The organism is Daejeonella sp. (genome assembly GCF_046590655.1).
GTDB lineage: Bacteria > Bacteroidota > Bacteroidia > Sphingobacteriales > Sphingobacteriaceae > Daejeonella.
In genome coordinates this window covers 46,077-62,822 of the sequence record NZ_JBKJUM010000117.1, presented here as the reverse complement: position 1 = coordinate 62,822, position 16,746 = coordinate 46,077, and the positions used below count along the sequence as shown (strand labels likewise).

Here is a 16,746-nt window from a genome sequence, read left to right as displayed (position 1 = left end):
GATGAAAAGAATATTTATTCCTATTCATTTATTAAATACATCAGAGGCTGAAATAATACGCACATTTCTGCTTTAAAGAATTCTTAAAAACAAAATTTTAATTAGCTTTGCCGTCTTAACCAAAACAGGCTTAAATCAATATTATTATACAATTTAAAATAAAATGCAAGGTAAAGGACTAGTTAAATTCGCCGCAATAGCATTAACGCTTGCGTGTTTATATTCACTCTCATTTACGTGGATAGCGAATAAAGTTGAAAATGATGCTCAGAAGGTTGCTAATGGCAATCTGACAAAGGAAAAGGTTTACCTCGATTCTGTAGCCTTACTGCCCGTTTTCAGCAGCTTAAGTTATATTACTTATCAGTATGCTAAAGAACGTGAGATACCTTTGGGATTGGATCTGAAAGGCGGTATGAACGTTACTATGGAGATCGCGTTGAGCGAAATGGTACGTAATTTGGCTAATAAATCCACAGATGCAAATTTTAATGCAGCTATCAGAAATGCAGAAGGTGCTGTCGCGAGCGGTGATAATGATTTTATTTCTGCTTTCGGCAGAGAGTTTGAAAAAATCAGTCCAAATAGCAGACTGGCGCCGTTGTTCGCCACAAAAGAAAATGCGGGAAACTTGAAAGCCGATGCGACCAATCAGGAAGTAATCAGGTTTTTAAAGAAAGCAGCTGACGGCGCTATCGACCTCACTTTTAATATTCTCCGTACCCGTATCGACAAGTTTGGTGTTACTTCGCCGAATATTCAAAAACAAGAAGGTACAAACAGGATCCTAATAGAACTTCCCGGAGTTAGTGACCAGGATAGGGTTCGTAAACTATTACAGGGTTCTGCTAAACTCGAATTCTGGGAAACTTACGATAACATCGAAATTTTTGCCCTTCTTCAGAATGTGAACAGCATCCTCGCTTCGACAAGTAAAGCTGCAGACACAACCGCTAACACAACTGCCGCTCAGGATACTTCTAAAAGCAAACTTGCTTCATTAGGTAAAAAAGACACGACAGGTAAAGTCGACAGCACGGCTGCTTTGAACCAAATACAGGCCGAACAAGCCAAGCAAAACCCGTTATTTTCCATATTAAATCCAGCTACCTTCCAGGGCGAGAACGGGCAAAACAGCTTGCGTCCGGGTCCGGTAGTAGGTTACGCTGCCTTAAAGGATACTGCTAAAGTGAATGCTTATCTGTCTTCACCTCAGGTGAAATCTGTAATCCCTACTAACATAAAGTTATACTGGGGTGTAAAACCAATCTCACCAGATAGCAAAGTATTTGAATTATATGCGTTAAAGACCAGTAACCTTGCTGGCGGGCCAGCTTTGGAAGGCGATGTGATCTCAGAAGCGCGTTCTGATTATGATCAGCGTGGAAGTGCGGAAGTGGTAATGATTATGAATACGGAAGGCGCTCGAGCCTGGAGAACTCTAACTGCAGCCGCGTCTGCGGATCCTAACAATAAAAAGAGTGTTGCTATTGTACTTGATAACCTTGTTTATTCTGCTCCTACTGTTCAGGGCGAAATTCCAAATGGTATTTCATCTATCAGTGGCAATTTTAAAATAGAAGATACACAGGATTTGGCAAACGTTTTAAAGGCTGGGAGATTACCAGCTCGTGCGAGAATTGTGAGCGAGTACGTTGTTGGACCTTCGCTTGGTGCTGAGTCTATCTCTGCTGGTTTGATTTCTACAATAGCCGGAGTTATTGTCATCCTTTTATTCATGGCGATGTATTATAGCACTGCTGGAATAGTCGCAAATATTGCTTTATTAATCAATTTGTTTTTCCTGATGGGAGTCCTTGCGTCATTGGGTGCTGTTCTTACACTACCAGGTATTGCAGGTATAGTTCTTTCCTTAGGTATGTCTGTTGATGCGAACGTTCTTATTTACGAACGGATACGCGAGGAATTGGCAGAAGGTAAATCGATCCGGCTGGCTATAGCGGAAGGTTTCAAAAAGGCAATGCCTTCTATCCTGGATTCAAACATCACTACATTTCTTACCGGCGTAATACTCTATATATTCGGACAAGGTCCTATTGTAGGTTTTGCAACCACCCTGATGATCGGTATTGCAACGTCTTTATTCGCTGCCATCTTCATCTCCAGATTAGTTTTTGAGTGGATGCTTGAAAGGAAGCAAAACATTAAATTCTCAATTCCAGCAACTCAAAACCTATTCAAGGATTCAAAATTCGACTTTATAACAGGGCGTAAAAAGTTCTATATTCTTTCATCTGCTATCATTCTGGCAGGGATTATTTCAGCCTTCACTCAAGGATTTAGTCTTGGGGTTGACTTTTCTGGGGGACGCTCTTATTTTGTAGCGTTTGATAAGCCTGTAGATGTTGAAGACGCCCGCGCAACCTTAATTAACACGTTCGGAACGCCTGTTGAAGTAAAAACTTTTGGATCGTCTAATCAGGTTAAAATAACCACCGCTTACCTGATCAATGACAACACCCTCGCTGCTGATGACAAAGTGAATGTCAAGCTAGTAGAAGGACTTAAAAAGATCAACCCAGTATACGAGATAAAAGATTCTCAAAAGGTTGGGCCAACCATGGCAGATGACATAAAAACTTCAGCCATTTATGCTGTGGGCTTCGCCATTCTGGTTATCTTTTTATATATTATTATCCGCTTCAAGCGTATGGCCTTTGGATTTGCAGCTATTCTGGCACTCGTACATGATGTACTTGTCTTGCTGGCTATATTTACCATTTTCAACGGATGGCTGCCATTCTCACTGGATATCGATCAGGCTTTTGTAGCCGCAATATTAACGGTAATGGGTTATTCCATAAATGATACTGTTGTAGTGTTTGACCGTGTCCGTGAATATATAGGGCAACATCATTCTAAAGATGAAAATCTTCCAACCGTTATCAATAATGCCCTTAACAGCACTCTAAGCCGTACTGTTATCACAGGTATTTGTACAATGGCTGTGTTATTAATCATATTCATCTTCGGAGGCGAGATTTTAAGGGGATTCTCATTCGCGATGCTAATAGGTGTTATATTTGGTACATATTCCTCACTTTTCGTAGCTACACCATTCGTGGTAGAGTTTATTAAAGAAAAGGGAGATGAGGTCAGGAAAGCTTAAATCCTTGAACGATTTTTAGAAAAAGTCCCGCAATTGCGGGACTTTTTTTGTTTTAGTCATTTTATATCAGGATATTTGTTGTCATACTAACAATACGTATGTCAACAGAAGCATTTAGCACTTATTCTTATCTCCTTGACCGGACGGCCAGGAAGGTCAAACAATATGCACAGCGAAGGTTTAATGCAGAGAAATACGACATTACCGTAGATCAGTGGATCATAATAAAACGCCTGAATCAGCACAACGATCTTAATCAAACCCAGCTGGCAGAAATAAGCGGAAAAGATACACCTACCCTAACCCGTATCATAGATCTTCTCTGCAAAAAGGGGCTCACTGAAAGAAGGATCCAGCCCACTGACAGGCGATGTTTTACGATACATTTAACCGAAATGGGAACACAAACCGTTTTGAAATGGACCCCAAAAATGGCAGAAATACGAATGAAAGCCTGGCAAAACCTGGCGGAAGATGATTACATGAATCTCAAACGAATCCTGGACACAATTTATAGTAATCTGGACGACTAACATTGTTCAGTTTCCTGTAGTCAGTTGCCCGTTGCAAGTTAACTGGCTAGGCGATTAGAAGTCCCATTGTTATAGAAAACATGTACTTCACATTGTGGCCATCGTGATACTTGATACTTGATACTAAATACTAAGTAATTGATACTAAAAAAATGATAAATACAGATATATGCATAATTGGAGCCGGCCCTGTTGGCCTGTTCTCAGTCTTTGAAGCCGGCCTTTTAAAAATGCGATGCCATTTGATTGATACTTTGCCGCAGGTAGGTGGTCAGCTTTCTGAAATATACCCCCATAAGCCTATTTATGATATTCCGGGCTACCCCGATATTAAAGCGCAAGAGCTTGTGGATAGGCTCATGGAACAAATAGCACCATTTGATCCCGGCTTTACGTTGGGAGAGCGTGTAGAAACACTTGTAACGCAGGACGACGGATCATATCTTGTAGGTACAAATGATGGTACTATTGTTCACGCAAAAGTGGTTGTAATTGCAGGAGGGCTTGGCTGTTTTGAACCTCGTAAACCAGAGATCGAAGGATTGCTTGATTTTGAAGGAAAAGGTGTGGAGTACATGGTCAAAAATCCTGAACATTTCAGAGATAAGAAAGTTATTCTGGCAGGCGGCGGCGATTCAGCACTTGACTGGACAATATTTCTTTCTGATATAGCGGAGCAAGTAACGCTAATCCACAGGGGAGATACATTTCGCGGAGCACCGGATTCAGCTGAAAAAGTTCATGAGCTGGCCAATAAAGGTAAGATCAATCTTGTTTTACAATCCAATCTCCTTAGTGTTTCAGGAAACGGCCATCTTAAAAAAGTTAGTTATCTCGGCAGAGATAAGGTTACAGTATCACAAGAAACGGATTACCTTATACCCCTGTTTGGTTTAAGTCCTAAGTTGGGACCTATCGGGAATTGGGGTTTAAATATTGATAAATCTGCAATCGAAGTAAATACCTTTGACTATTCAACAAATATAGAGCGTATTTATGCAATTGGCGATATTAATACCTACCCAGGAAAACTAAAGCTGATACTTTGTGGATTCCACGAAGCTGCTCTTATGGTCCAGAGCGCCTTCAAACATGTTTACCCGGATCAGAAATTGAGTTTTAAATACACGACCGTTTATGGCGTAAATGCTTTCTAATAATGATTAATATTATAGTGGAAGACCGCGATGGCGAACAGCAGCCGGTAGAAATTCCAGAAGAAGTTAGCCTCAATCTTATGGAGGTATTGAAAGCATCTGAATATAATATCCTTGCTACCTGTGGAGGGATGGCGCTTTGCGCGACTTGTCATGTCCAGGTTCTGGAAGGCCTGGACCTTCTCCCTGCTCCATCAGATGCAGAAATGGATATGCTTGATACATTGCCTGATGCCGGATTTGACAGCCGGCTCGCTTGTCAGATCAGGATGAATGAGAACCTTAACGGGATGATATTCCGTATTCGGGGCGATGAACAATAAACCTTTGGAGGTGTTAACCATTAAATTATAGTATGGAGCAGCAGACAACTTATTCAAGTAAATTTCCCCGGATAGTCATCGTAGGCGGTGGCTTCGGCGGCATTGAACTAGCAAAACGCTTGAAGAATAAAGAAGTGGATATTCTCATGCTCGACAGGCATAATTATCACACCTTCCAGCCCCTTCTATATCAGGTTGCAACCGGAGGTCTTGAAGCCGATTCCATCGCATTTCCTCTACGGAAGATCTTCAAGAACCAGAACAATTTTACGTTTAGAGTAACAAATGTAGATGCTGTTGATCCTTCCCGAAAAGTGGTTATTACTTCAATTGGCGAAATCAGCTACGACTATCTCATAATTGCAACAGGGTCTGACACGAATTTTTTCGGCCAGAAAGAAATTGAACATTTTTCAATGGCTATGAAAACCATTCCCGAGGCATTAAATCTCAGAAGTATGATTTTACAGAATCTCGAGGAGGCTTTGGTTGTAACGGATATTGTTGAGAAAAGGTCACTATTAAATTTTGTAGTTGTTGGCGGCGGTCCGACTGGAGTTGAACTATCAGGATCTTTGGCCGAACTGAAAAAACATGTTTTGCCTAAAGATTACCCGGAGCTTAGCATTGAAGATATAAACGTATATCTTATCGAGGGTTCTGATGAACTGCTTGGTGTAATGTCGGATCAGGCTTCCTCGAAATCGAGACTGTTCCTGGAAGAAATGGGCGTAAATGTCTATACAAACCTCCGTGTTGAGGCCTATGACGGAAACGTTATTAAGCTGTCAGACGGCCGTGAGATCCATACTAAAAACGTGCTATGGTCGGCTGGGGTTAAAGGTGCTGTTTTGGAGGGTCTTCCTCCAGAAACAATAGCCAGAGGTAATCGCGTAATTGTGGATGAATTTAACCGCGTTGAAGGTCAGGAGTATATTTTTGCAATTGGAGATGTAGCAGCACAAATAACAGAGGAAACGCCTAACGGACATCCCGGTGTAGCGCCAGTAGCGATACAACAGGGCACACAGCTTGCAAAAAACATAATTCGCTTTATGAATAATGAGCAGCCCGAAGCCTTCAAGTACTTCGACAAAGGTTCGATGGCAACCGTCGGTCGTAATAAAGCAGTGGTAGACATTGGAAAGATTCGCTTTCAGGGAATTTTTGCCTGGTTTGTCTGGATGTTTGTACATTTGATGTCGCTCGTCGGATTCAGAAATAAATTAGTAACCTTTGTCAATTGGGTTTGGAGCTACTTTAGTTATGACCGGGGTACCAGACTGATTATCAGAAGATTTAGTCGGGAATCGATGACGGAGGACCCGATGGCGAAGTAACTTTCTTTTTTGCTGAAAGTTAAAAGTTGATACCTGATACCTGCCTGTCGGCAGGCAGGCTTGATATTTAATACTAATGAAACTCATCGAATGTCCGCGTGATGCCATGCAAGGCTTGCATGATTATATCCCTGCCAAAATCAAAGCAGAATATATAAATCTGTTGCTGCAGGTGGGCTTTGATACTATTGATTTTGGGAGCTTTGTATCGCCTAATGCGGTCCCACAGCTCCGGGACACCGCGGAGGTTCTTGATTTACTTGATCTAAATTCATCCAATTCCAAACTCCTTGCCATAGTGGCGAATCTTAGGGGAGTTGAAGAAGCGATCAAGCATGAGCAGATAAGTTATCTGGGATTTCCTTTTTCAATTTCAGAAACATTTCAGAAGCGAAATACCAATTCGAGTATGAAAGAGTCGTTGTGTACTGTAGCCGAACTTTTAAGTGCCTGCGACAAATCGAAAAAGAAAGCGGTTATCTATCTGTCGATGGCTTTCGGCAATCCTTACGATGATGTTTGGAGTAATGAGATTGCAGAACACTGGACCAGCGAACTGGTAAAAATCGGGGTGGAAATTATTTCCCTTTCTGATACCACCGGTGTTTCAACGCCCGAGAAGATAAGACATCTCTTTCCCCATCTTCAGAGCCAGTTCTCAGCAATTGAATTCGGCTTACATTTACACAGTACGCCTTCGAGCTCCTATGAAAAATTAGCTGCAGCATGGGACAGTGGCTGCAGAAGGTTCGATTCTGCTCTGAGAGGCTTTGGCGGCTGCCCTATGGCAACAGATAACCTCACCGGAAATATTGCAACTGAAGCGCTTATATCATTCCTGAATGAGCGTGGAGAACAACACAATCTCAATGTGGATATCTGGGCGCAAGCAATGTTATTCTCAAACAAGATATTTGGTTAAGTTCGTGTGTTAGCTTAGCTGGTACCACTCAGATTCCGGCGAAAGCCGGAATCTCCCTAATCCCCCCAAATGCCCCTGTCATTCCCGCGAAAACGGGAACCTCCACAAATATTTTTTTGATTGGGCAAATCTTAATAGTGACCTTAGGCGAAAGCGGGAACCTCCACAAACATTTTTTTTATGGGGCAAATCTTTCCTGAATGACCTTACCCAAAGCGGCAACCTCTTCACTTAATCACATCGGGCGAAAACGGGAACTAAATAAACTAAAGCCCCTTTTCTCTCAACACCATCTTAAAATGCTGAATACCAGCTTCCTCAAATTGCGGTCCCTCCTTTACAAATCCAAACTTTTCATATAAGCCAATTGCTGTAAGCTGCGCATTCAAATAAATGTAATCCGCATCGGTCGGCAGGTCATCAAGAACGCTCTGTACCAGTGCTTTCCCCATCCCTCTACCCCGAAACTCTTTCAAAACTGCGAAACGTTCGAGTTTAAATCCCTTTTCAGTGAGACGCCAGCGGGAAGCTCCAGCCGGCACATCGTTAATTGAACCCATAAAATGAACAGATTCATCTTCAAACTCCCATTCAAGTTCCGGAGGACAATTTTGTTCTTCAACAAAGACTTTTTTGCGGATGGCAAACACTTTTTCAAGGTCCGAGGGATTCGATACCTTTTGAACTGACAGGTTATCTTGGGTCATAGCTTAGTTAGAATCTTTATTGTCTGACATAAGTGAATTGCAGGACAGGCTTAGATCTACTTATAGCTTTTCATTTACATTAATGCAATTCAGGTCGTCAAAAGCTTGAGTAAGTCGCTTCACAAATGTTTCTTCAGCCTTACGAAGCCACACCCGCGGGTCATAATGTTTTTTATTAGGTGAATCTTCTCCATCCGGATTTCCGATCTGACTTTGGAGATATGCTTCTTTTGATTGATAATAATCTCTGATGCCTTCCCAAAATGCCCATTGCATATCTGTATCTATGTTCATTTTGATAGCACCATACGAAATTGCTTCGCGTATCTCCTCCTGGGAAGAACCCGACCCACCATGAAACACGAAATTTACAGGCTTTTCTGCCTCTTTATTAAACTCCTTACGAACAAAATCCTGAGAATTTTTGAGGATAACAGGCTGAAGTTTTACATTCCCTGGTTTATAAACGCCATGTACATTACCGAAAGCAGCAGCAACAGTAAATTTATCGCTAACTGTACTTAGTTCCTTGTAGGCATAGGCAACTTCAGAAGGTTGCGTATAAAGTTTAGAACTATCCACATCACTGTTATCAACACCGTCTTCTTCTCCTCCGGTAACTCCCAATTCAATTTCAAGGGTCATACCCATCGCCTTCATACGTTGAAGGTATCTCTTACTTATTTCTATATTTTCCTCAATAGTTTCTTCTGAAAGATCCAGCATGTGGGATGAAAACAGAGGCTTGCCATGTTGAGCAAAAAATTTCTCGCCATGGTCAAGAAGCCCATCGATCCATGGAAGCAACTTTTTAGCAGCATGATCTGTATGTAGTATAACAGCAACGCCATAATGTTCAGCCAACAAATGCACGTGATGGGCTGCAGAAACTCCCCCAAGTATAAAGGCTTGCATGTTATCGTTGTTCAAAGATTTCCCTGCATAAAACTGAGCCCCCCCATTGGACAGTTGGATAATTACCGGGGAATTGACAGTCCGGGCTGTTTCCATCACAGCATTTATAGAATTCGTGCCTATTACGTTTACTGCTGGAAGCGCAAATTGATGCTTTTTGGCAGCTTCAAAAAGCTCCTGAACTGCATCACCATGCAATACTCCCTTAAATTCCTTTAATTCCATTCGATTATATTAATGATTAGGTTTCGAAATTAGGAAATTTCATCTCAAAATCAACTAAATCTTCGAAAATTCCACGTTTAGAACCACTTTTTATTGAATAAGTTTGGGTAACCTTGCTTTCTTAAAATTTTTGTTTCTTTGTACGTTATACAGATATCCATAATGGCCTGGTTTAAGAGAGAAAAAAAGGGGATAATAACTTCTACCGAAGAGAAAAAAGAAACACCTGATGGCATGTGGAACAAATGCCCATCGTGTAAAAAGCCATTGCATTACGCAGAACAGGTTGAAAATAAATACGTCTGTCATTATTGCGGATATCATCTTAGAATAGGTTCTAAAGAATATTTTGATATATTATTTGACGACAATCAGTTTACAGAGCTATTTCCAAACCTTCGTTCCGGCGACCCTCTCGAATTTACCGACACTAAGAAATATACCGATCGCCTTGAAGAAAGCTATGGCAAAACAGGTTTGAATGATGCCATTCGTTCGGCAACAGGTAAACTTGGAGAGCAGGAACTTGTTATTGCATGTATGGATTTCAATTTCATCGGCGGTTCGATGGGATCTGTAGTTGGAGAAAAAATAGCTCGGTCTATTGACTATAGTATCGAGCATAAAATTCCTTTCCTGATGATCTCGAAATCAGGCGGAGCACGAATGATGGAAGCAGCATTCTCCTTAATGCAAATGGCTAAAACTTCAGCTAAGCTTGCTTTACTAAGCAAAGCAAAATTACCGTACGTTTCACTACTTACCGATCCTACAACAGGTGGAGTAACGGCGTCCTATGCTATGCTGGGTGATATTAATATATCGGAGCCGGGCGCATTAATTGGATTCGCTGGTCCGCGCGTTATCAAGGAAACAATTAAAAAGGATCTGCCCAAAGGATTTCAAACTTCTGAGTTCGTTTTAGAGCACGGATTCCTTGATTTTATTGTAGACAGAAGACAAATGAAAGCCAAGCTAGCTTCGTTTTTAAGAATGGTGAAGTAGCTTGCAGAAGTCAATTGTTGTCGTCTGTATAGGAAGATGAGTTTACTCTATGAGGAAAGCTCTTCGTAGGCAGAAGTCAGGCTTCTTTCTAAACCCTGGCCTTTAAAGTCTTCAGCACCCGGAATAAAGGTGGCCTTTAATATTTCCTCCTTTGATTTCCCTGCCTTTTTCTGATTTCCTACAAATAGAAGCAGCTTCTCCAGATAGTTTCGCATTGCCTTAATATCTTCTTTATTCCCGGTGACCTTTTCGGGATCCAGAGAATGGCCAAAAATAAACAATGTGTCTGTATCGAATTTTTTCAGGGTTTGATCCAGGACTTTAATCCAGCTGCCGATGTTGGCCCCGGCGGTACGATCTATGAAAGGGAAACGCCTGTTAAACATTAAATCACCCATGTGCGCGATGTTAGCATCTTCAAAATGAATGATAGCATCGCCATTGGTATGGCCGGCGCCAAAGTACTGAGCGCTAATCGCCTGAGAACCCACTTTAGTTCTCCATTTTTTGTTAAATACCGTGTCTGCGAACAATTGTTTATCCTCCAACTTTTGAGCCGCAGCGGCAGCACGGTGATTAATTAGGCAATTCGCATGGGCAATAACGTGGTCAGCAATGCCTTTGAAAGCAATATTTCCGCCAGTATGATCCCTGTGATGATGAGAATTAATGAGATACTTGAAAGATTTGCCCGACTTCTTCTTCAGTTCTTCAATCACATGAGCAGCGGTATTCTCAAACTGGGCGTCAACAACTACAATGCCATCATTATTAACCATCCAGCCAATGGTACCGCCTTGTTCTGTAAAAATCCCGACGTCCTTACGAAGTAAGGTCATTTTATAAGATGACTGTAAAAGAGCCGCGAGCCCCTGATTCTGTAAAAGAGCTAACATTCCAATGGAGGCTCCTGTGGCTTGTATGAATGATCTACGTTTCATTTGATTTTTTTTCTAATCTAACTATAAAGCTGGTAAATAAAAATCCCGCTTTCGCGGGATTAACTTTATAATGTTCCGGGTTCATGGTTATACCCTATTGAATGATGATTAACTCTTCCGTGGGAGTGGTCACTAAAACTAAAACCACGAGCCAGGTGAAGATTTTGATGTTTCTGTTTAGGCTTTTCTGTTAATTCTTCTTTCGAATTAGTTTGATCTTTAAAGCTGGGAATGTTTTTCTTTTTCATAACAATCTCCTTATTAAGTGTTGATAGTGTGAATATACGATAAAAACAAAAAAAATAAAAACAAATTTAACCTATTCCGGGCTCATTGTCCAGGCCCTAAAAGTTCTTTAACTTTCTCTACCACATAGTCTATTTCTTCTCTCGTGTTATATTTACTGAAAGAAAACCTAACTGCAGGCCGTTCGGGCTTTGCCTGGATACCATTAAGAACATGTGAACCTATGTTTGTCCCGGAGCTGCACGCACTTCCTCCTGATGCAGAAATTCCAGCAATATCTAGGCTAAAAAGCAGCATTTCTGCCATATCCATCGCAGGGAAGGACACATTTAAAACCGTATATAAGCTTTTATCAGTTTCAATCTCACCATTAAATTCAATACCCGGTACATTTTCCTGAAGCTGAGTAATCATATACGATTTCAAGCCCTGAATATAGAGCTGGTGCTGTTCCATTTCCGCATAAGCGATCTCCAATGATTTTGCAAGTCCTACGATGCCGTAAACATTTTCGGTACCACCTCTCATATTACGCTCCTGAGATCCTCCGTATATCATAGGATTGATCTTAATCATATGATTGATATAAAGAAAACCTACACCCTTGGGCCCGTGTAGTTTGTGCGCAGCGCATACTAAAAAATGCACCTTTAATTTTCTCAGATCATGAACATAATGCCCCATTGTCTGCACTGTATCACAATGAAAAATGGCTCCATATTGTTCGCAAAGCTCGCCAATTGCTTCTATGTCCGTAATGGTGCCCAGTTCATTATTTGCATGCATTAAGGACACAAAGCTTCTTTCATCTGACTTTAGCAGCTCTTCAAGATGCCCTAAGTCCACGTTCCCTTTCCCATCAATATTAACATAACTCAATCTGATAACTCCGCCTTTTTCCAATGACTGCAGTGTATGCAGTACTGCATGATGCTCGATTGAAGAAGTAATTGCATGTTTTATCCCATGATCTGAAATACCACTCCTGATGGCCATATTATCAGCTTCTGTACCTCCTGAGGTAAAGAAAAACTCTGCAGGAGATGCATGTAATAAACCGGCTATTTTTTTACGTGCTTTTTCAATTACAGTACGCGCTTCCCTTCCATGTGCGTGTATAGACGATGGGTTGCCAAACTGCATTTCCATCACCTCATACATTGCCTTCAATACTTCCTTATCTATGGGAGTTGTAGCGGCATTATCAAAATATACACGCATCATTATGAATTAGATAGTCGTAGAATTTCCTGTATGTCGGAAATAATCTTTTGTGCAAGACTGTTTGCGGCTGTTTCAGAGCTCCCTTCGGAATAAATTCGGATTATCGGTTCAGTATTCGAACGCCTCAGATGAACCCATTGCTTTTCAAATTCGATTTTTAATCCGTCGATAGTGCTAAAAGGTTGATTCTTGTATCGTTTCTGAACTTCTAGCAAAAGTGCATCAATATCCATTTCAGGTGTTAATGTAATTTTATTCTTTGAAATAAAATATGCCGGGTAACCTGCACGAAGTACTGATACTGCCTTCCCTGATTTAGCCAGATGGGTTAAAAATAATGCAATTCCTACCAATGCATCTCTGCCATAATGAGATTCAGGATAAATAACGCCGCCATTACCTTCTCCTCCAATTACAGCCTGAGTTTCCTTCATCTTATTCACAACATTCACCTCTCCTACGGCTGCTGCATTGTAGACACCATTATTAGCTTCAGTAACGTCTCTTAGCGCACGTGTCGATGATAGATTAGATACCGTATTTCCCGGGGTATTATTCAATACATAATCGGCTACAGCTACAAGTGTATATTCTTCTCCAAACATAGAACCATCTTCGCAAACAAAACATAGACGATCGACATCGGGATCTACCGCTATACCCAGATCTGCATTTTTAGAAATCACTTCCTTGGAAAGATCCGTTAGATTCTCCGGGAGTGGCTCGGGATTGTGGGGAAATTCCCCATCGGGCTCACAATAGAGCTCAAAAATATTTTCCACGCCCAGTGCCCGCAGTAAAGCAGGGACAAATATTCCACCCGAGGAATTAACACCGTCGATTGCTATTCTAAAACCTGCTTTTTTAATAACTTCTGCATCCACCAATGGCAATGCGAGTACTTTGTCAATATGTTTTTGAAGATAGCTGTCATCGAAAGTTACTTTACCTAATGAATTTACATCGGCATATTCGAGACCTGGCTCCTCCGCCATGGAGAGAATCAATTGTCCGTCAGCATCTGAGATGAACTCGCCCTTGTCGTTGAGAAGTTTCAAGGCGTTCCACTGCTTTGGATTATGACTGGCAGTTAATATAATACCACCTCCGGCATTTTCATCCGGCACGGCGATCTCGACAGTAGGTGTAGTTGAGAGACCGATATCCACCACGTCGATCCCAATGCTTTGCAGCGTCCCTACCACCAGATTCCTAACCATATCACCTGATATTCTGGCGTCTCTGCCAATAACAATTTTATTTTTCCCGGTGTTTTGGACGACCCATTTTCCATATGCCGCTGTGAATTTAATAATATCGGGAGGCGTTAAGCCGTAGCCTGCAATACCCCCAATGGTACCCCTGATTCCTGAAATTGATTTGATTAAAGTCACGATGAATAATATGAGCGACAAAAATAACAATTACATTCTATACCCATACTCTAAAACACTAAATGTCTATCTTTGACCTTCAATTCCGAAGTTTCATATGCCTAAAAAATGGTTTCAAAACTGGTTTAATTCTCCTTATTACCATATCCTGTATCAGCAGAGAAATGATGAAGAAGCTGAATTTTTTATCGATAACCTCTGTGCATATTTGAAACCAGCATCGGATTCCCGCCTGTTAGATATCGCTTGCGGCAGGGGCAGGCATTCGGTCTATCTAGATAAGAAAGGTTATGACGTAACAGGAATTGATCTTTCATTTTCCAGCATCAGATTTGCACAACAGTTTGAAAATGAAAAACTGCATTTTTATGTCCATGACATGAGATATCTGTTTTACATCAATTATTTCGATATAGGGTTCAATCTATTCACCAGTTTTGGATATTTCGAAACTGAGAAGGACCATATTAACGCGCTAAAAACATTTAGAAAATCACTGAAAAAAGACGGTATTTTGGTGCTGGATTACTTTAACAGTGAGAAAATAATGCGCAACCTGACTCAACAGGAAGTTAAGCAGGCTGATGGGATAGATTTTTATATCAGCAAAAAAGTTGCTGGCGGGAAAATAATAAAGAGTATTTCATTTGAACATAAAAATAAAGACTTCTCATTTAAAGAAGAGGTGAAAGCCTTTACATTTTCTGATTTCGAAAATATGTTTAAAAAAAGCGGCTTTAAAATCCTTAATTTCTTTGGAGATTACTCTTTAAATGCCTTTGAAGAAAACCGTTCAGATCGCCTAATTTTTATATGCAGCAAAGCTGATGCTTGAACAACTTAATCGACTGGATCAGGAGATCTTCTTTTTCATCAACCATTGCCTTTCAAATAACTTCTTCGATTGGTTAATGCCTCTTTTGAGAAACAGGTATTTTTGGATCCCACTATACCTCTTCATGGCTGTATTTTTCGTCAGAAATTTTGGGCTCAAAGGCTGGCTGATATTAATCTTTATCGCACTAACGTTTGGCTTTACAGACTATTTTTCTTCTTCAATCCTTAAACCCGCGTTTGAGCGCTTAAGACCGTGTAATGATTCACTTATAAAGGCGGACGTAAACAGCCTAATTCCCTGCGGAACCGGTTTTAGTCTCCCATCGTCCCACGCAGCCAACCATTTTGCACTTGCAATATTTCTAATAGTTGTTTTCTACAATAATTGGAAACCTATAATTCCTTTATCGATAATATGGGCATTATCAATTAGCTTTGCTCAGGTATATGTAGGTGTGCACTACCCCTTCGACGTCATTTTTGGAGCTATAGTTGGGGGATCAATAGGTTATGTTTTCGGCACCATTTTACATCATATCAAAGCTTTTAAAGAATGGAAACCTGGGAACTGATATTGCTATTCGGAAGTGCTTTGTTTGGCGGATTGAGTGTCTTCCTTTTCAAAAGCAATAACACAAACCGACTCAAACTTGTTCTTTCCTTTAGCGGTGCCTATCTTTTTGCAATCACTGTTTTACATCTCATGCCGGATGTGTACCAGTCCGGCGACCCGGGCATTGGTCTGTTTATCCTGGGCGGATTCATTCTTCAAATCCTGATGGAACAATTTTCAGAGGGAATTGAACATGGTCATATCCATATTCACGACCATAATCATTATGTGTTTCCCATAGGCATCATGATAAGTTTATGTCTCCATGCATTTTTGGAAGGAATGCCTCTGGCTAAAGGGCAGCAATCTGAGCTCGTTTACGGAATCGCTTTGCATCATATACCGGCCGCTTTCGCCCTTGGAAGCGTTTTGTTGCACGCCCGCCAGTCGAATTTGAAAACTATCGTGTTGCTGGGCATTTTCGCCCTAATGAGTCCAATAGGCTATCTGTTAAGCGTGCGTATCGGCGAGGGCACTTTTGGAAATATCGATATTTATTTCGACAGTATTATGGGTGTCGTTATCGGAATATTTCTTCACATTTCAACAACTATCCTTTTCGAGTCAAGTGTTGATCATAAGTTCAACCTTAAGAAATTTGCAGCGGTTTTATTGGGAGTTGGTATTGCTTTAGCAGGGTACTTCTTACATTGAGTTGTAAGTTATAGGTTGTAAGTTGTAGGTTTTCACGTAGGACCATTAGCAATAAAACATGTCTATCTATTCAATCATTTACCTGATTAAAACTTACAACCTATAACTTATAACGTACAACCTCCTACCCTCTCATCTTATCAAGCAACCCACTCAATGCCCCTGCTTCTTCATCTGTAATTTTGCCCTTTAAAATATCTTTCGATGACATTTCAATGTCTAACTTTTCCAGGATTTTAAGGCCGTCTGAACTAATGCGAATATCTACGGCGCGCCTGTCTTTGTCGTTAACACACCTTTCCACTAATTTCTTTTGAACAAGTCGCTCAACTATTCTGGATGCGTCAGACATTTTATCAAGCATTCTGTCCTTAAGAAGATTAACAGTTGCAGGCTTAGGGCTCTGTCCCCGCAGAATTCTCAAAATATTATACTGCTGTAATGTTATCTTATGTTTGTTTAGGCGCTGTTTTAGCAAATTAGTTATCCACCCGTAAGTGTATATTAAATTTACAATGGCTTTTTGATGATTATTTTCAAACTTTCGACTGACAATTTCTTTTTCTATTTCCATACATGA

At 40.8% G+C, this 16,746-nt stretch carries 17 protein-coding genes; 10 read left to right on the top strand and 7 right to left on the bottom strand.

Annotation, left to right across the window (positions count from 1 at the left end):
• The first annotated feature begins 163 nt into the window (after positions 1-163).
• The 6 genes from secDF to ACLL8Z_RS11525 all read left to right on the top strand — a co-directional run bounded on the left by secDF (position 164) and on the right by ACLL8Z_RS11525 (position 7,405).
• Positions 164-3,130, top strand: coding sequence for a protein translocase subunit SecDF (secDF, locus tag ACLL8Z_RS11550; protein WP_411274941.1), 2,967 nt, complete (start codon positions 164-166; stop codon positions 3,128-3,130).
• Between the two features lie 98 nt (positions 3,131-3,228).
• Positions 3,229-3,663: a MarR family winged helix-turn-helix transcriptional regulator gene (locus ACLL8Z_RS11545; RefSeq protein ID WP_411274940.1), complete on the top strand. Its 435-nt coding sequence runs from the start codon at positions 3,229-3,231 to the stop codon at positions 3,661-3,663.
• Between the two features lie 152 nt (positions 3,664-3,815).
• Entirely contained in the window at positions 3,816-4,820 is a 1,005-nt protein-coding gene (locus ACLL8Z_RS11540; protein ID WP_411274939.1) for an NAD(P)/FAD-dependent oxidoreductase, read from the top strand.
• 2 nt (positions 4,821-4,822) lie between these two features.
• Positions 4,823-5,143 carry a 2Fe-2S iron-sulfur cluster-binding protein gene (locus ACLL8Z_RS11535; RefSeq protein WP_411274938.1) on the top strand — a complete coding sequence of 107 codons (321 nt, stop codon included), beginning with the start codon at positions 4,823-4,825 and terminating at the stop codon, positions 5,141-5,143.
• Positions 5,144-5,175: 32 nt separating this feature from the next.
• On the top strand, positions 5,176-6,483 hold the full coding sequence (locus ACLL8Z_RS11530) for an NAD(P)/FAD-dependent oxidoreductase (protein ID WP_411274937.1): 1,308 nt from the start codon (positions 5,176-5,178) through the stop codon (positions 6,481-6,483).
• Positions 6,484-6,559: 76 nt separating this feature from the next.
• A complete protein-coding gene (locus ACLL8Z_RS11525) occupies positions 6,560-7,405 on the top strand; it encodes a hydroxymethylglutaryl-CoA lyase (RefSeq protein ID WP_411274936.1) in 846 nt (281 codons plus the stop codon).
• A 266-nt stretch (positions 7,406-7,671) separates the two neighbouring features.
• Here the strand turns inward: ACLL8Z_RS11525 and ACLL8Z_RS11520 are convergent, their stop codons facing one another.
• On the bottom strand, positions 7,672-8,112 hold the full coding sequence (locus ACLL8Z_RS11520; RefSeq protein WP_411274935.1) for a GNAT family N-acetyltransferase: 441 nt from the start codon (positions 8,110-8,112) through the stop codon (positions 7,672-7,674).
• Between the two features lie 60 nt (positions 8,113-8,172).
• On the bottom strand, positions 8,173-9,252 hold the full coding sequence (gene fbaA, locus ACLL8Z_RS11515; protein WP_411274934.1) for a class II fructose-bisphosphate aldolase: 1,080 nt from the start codon (positions 9,250-9,252) through the stop codon (positions 8,173-8,175).
• Positions 9,253-9,414: 162 nt separating this feature from the next.
• Here fbaA and accD point away from each other — a divergent pair, with 162 nt between their 5' ends.
• Positions 9,415-10,257 carry an acetyl-CoA carboxylase, carboxyltransferase subunit beta gene (gene accD / locus ACLL8Z_RS11510; RefSeq protein ID WP_411274933.1) on the top strand — a complete coding sequence of 281 codons (843 nt, stop codon included), beginning with the start codon at positions 9,415-9,417 and terminating at the stop codon, positions 10,255-10,257.
• Positions 10,258-10,304: 47 nt separating this feature from the next.
• Here the strand turns inward: accD and ACLL8Z_RS11505 are convergent, their stop codons facing one another.
• From ACLL8Z_RS11505 to glmM, 4 genes are all read right to left on the bottom strand, one after another.
• Entirely contained in the window at positions 10,305-11,198 is an 894-nt protein-coding gene (locus ACLL8Z_RS11505; RefSeq protein ID WP_411274932.1) for an MBL fold metallo-hydrolase, read from the bottom strand.
• 65 nt (positions 11,199-11,263) lie between these two features.
• Entirely contained in the window at positions 11,264-11,446 is a 183-nt protein-coding gene (locus ACLL8Z_RS11500; RefSeq protein WP_411274931.1) for a hypothetical protein, read from the bottom strand.
• Between the two features lie 82 nt (positions 11,447-11,528).
• Positions 11,529-12,665 (bottom strand): cysteine desulfurase family protein, encoded by a 1,137-nt coding sequence (locus ACLL8Z_RS11495; RefSeq protein ID WP_411274943.1) that lies wholly within the window; start codon positions 12,663-12,665, stop codon positions 11,529-11,531.
• A 2-nt stretch (positions 12,666-12,667) separates the two neighbouring features.
• Positions 12,668-14,062 carry a phosphoglucosamine mutase gene (glmM, locus tag ACLL8Z_RS11490; RefSeq protein ID WP_411274930.1) on the bottom strand — a complete coding sequence of 465 codons (1,395 nt, stop codon included), beginning with the start codon at positions 14,060-14,062 and terminating at the stop codon, positions 12,668-12,670.
• Between the two features lie 97 nt (positions 14,063-14,159).
• Here glmM and ACLL8Z_RS11485 point away from each other — a divergent pair, with 97 nt between their 5' ends.
• The 3 genes from ACLL8Z_RS11485 to ACLL8Z_RS11475 are packed head-to-tail and all read left to right on the top strand — an operon-like array spanning position 14,160 to position 16,166.
• Positions 14,160-14,897, top strand: coding sequence for an SAM-dependent methyltransferase (locus ACLL8Z_RS11485; protein ID WP_411274929.1), 738 nt, complete (start codon positions 14,160-14,162; stop codon positions 14,895-14,897).
• Positions 14,890-15,471: a phosphatase PAP2 family protein gene (locus ACLL8Z_RS11480; protein WP_411274928.1), complete on the top strand. Its 582-nt coding sequence runs from the start codon at positions 14,890-14,892 to the stop codon at positions 15,469-15,471. Before ACLL8Z_RS11485 ends, ACLL8Z_RS11480 begins: the two co-directional genes overlap by 8 nt.
• The gene (locus ACLL8Z_RS11475; protein ID WP_411274927.1) at positions 15,453-16,166 is read left to right on the top strand and encodes a ZIP family metal transporter; all 714 of its coding nucleotides are present in this window, start codon (positions 15,453-15,455) and stop codon (positions 16,164-16,166) included. The genes ACLL8Z_RS11480 and ACLL8Z_RS11475 overlap by 19 nt, the downstream gene beginning before the upstream one ends.
• A 124-nt stretch (positions 16,167-16,290) precedes the next feature.
• Here the strand turns inward: ACLL8Z_RS11475 and ACLL8Z_RS11470 are convergent, their stop codons facing one another.
• Positions 16,291-16,740: a MarR family winged helix-turn-helix transcriptional regulator gene (locus ACLL8Z_RS11470; protein ID WP_411274926.1), complete on the bottom strand. Its 450-nt coding sequence runs from the start codon at positions 16,738-16,740 to the stop codon at positions 16,291-16,293.
• Positions 16,741-16,746: the final 6 nt, after the last annotated feature.

Bases quoted from the DNA above. Each gene is read 5' to 3' on its own strand.
- ACLL8Z_RS11495 (WP_411274943.1), bottom strand. From the start codon at position 12,665: ATGCGTGTATATTTTGATAATGCCGCTACAACTCCCATAGATAAGGAA.
- ACLL8Z_RS11500 (WP_411274931.1), bottom strand. From the start codon at position 11,446: ATGAAAAAGAAAAACATTCCCAGCTTTAAAGATCAAACTAATTCGAAA.
- secDF (WP_411274941.1), top strand. From the start codon at position 164: ATGCAAGGTAAAGGACTAGTTAAATTCGCCGCAATAGCATTAACGCTT.
- ACLL8Z_RS11475 (WP_411274927.1), top strand. From the start codon at position 15,453: ATGGAAACCTGGGAACTGATATTGCTATTCGGAAGTGCTTTGTTTGGC.
- ACLL8Z_RS11485 (WP_411274929.1), top strand. From the start codon at position 14,160: ATGCCTAAAAAATGGTTTCAAAACTGGTTTAATTCTCCTTATTACCAT.
- accD (WP_411274933.1), top strand. From the start codon at position 9,415: ATGGCCTGGTTTAAGAGAGAAAAAAAGGGGATAATAACTTCTACCGAA.
- ACLL8Z_RS11545 (WP_411274940.1), top strand. From the start codon at position 3,229: ATGTCAACAGAAGCATTTAGCACTTATTCTTATCTCCTTGACCGGACG.
- ACLL8Z_RS11505 (WP_411274932.1), bottom strand. From the start codon at position 11,198: ATGAAACGTAGATCATTCATACAAGCCACAGGAGCCTCCATTGGAATG.
- fbaA (WP_411274934.1), bottom strand. From the start codon at position 9,252: ATGGAATTAAAGGAATTTAAGGGAGTATTGCATGGTGATGCAGTTCAG.
- ACLL8Z_RS11525 (WP_411274936.1), top strand. From the start codon at position 6,560: ATGAAACTCATCGAATGTCCGCGTGATGCCATGCAAGGCTTGCATGAT.
- ACLL8Z_RS11530 (WP_411274937.1), top strand. From the start codon at position 5,176: ATGGAGCAGCAGACAACTTATTCAAGTAAATTTCCCCGGATAGTCATC.
- ACLL8Z_RS11540 (WP_411274939.1), top strand. From the start codon at position 3,816: ATGATAAATACAGATATATGCATAATTGGAGCCGGCCCTGTTGGCCTG.
- ACLL8Z_RS11520 (WP_411274935.1), bottom strand. From the start codon at position 8,112: ATGACCCAAGATAACCTGTCAGTTCAAAAGGTATCGAATCCCTCGGAC.
- ACLL8Z_RS11535 (WP_411274938.1), top strand. From the start codon at position 4,823: ATGATTAATATTATAGTGGAAGACCGCGATGGCGAACAGCAGCCGGTA.
- ACLL8Z_RS11480 (WP_411274928.1), top strand. From the start codon at position 14,890: ATGCTTGAACAACTTAATCGACTGGATCAGGAGATCTTCTTTTTCATC.
- ACLL8Z_RS11470 (WP_411274926.1), bottom strand. From the start codon at position 16,740: ATGGAAATAGAAAAAGAAATTGTCAGTCGAAAGTTTGAAAATAATCAT.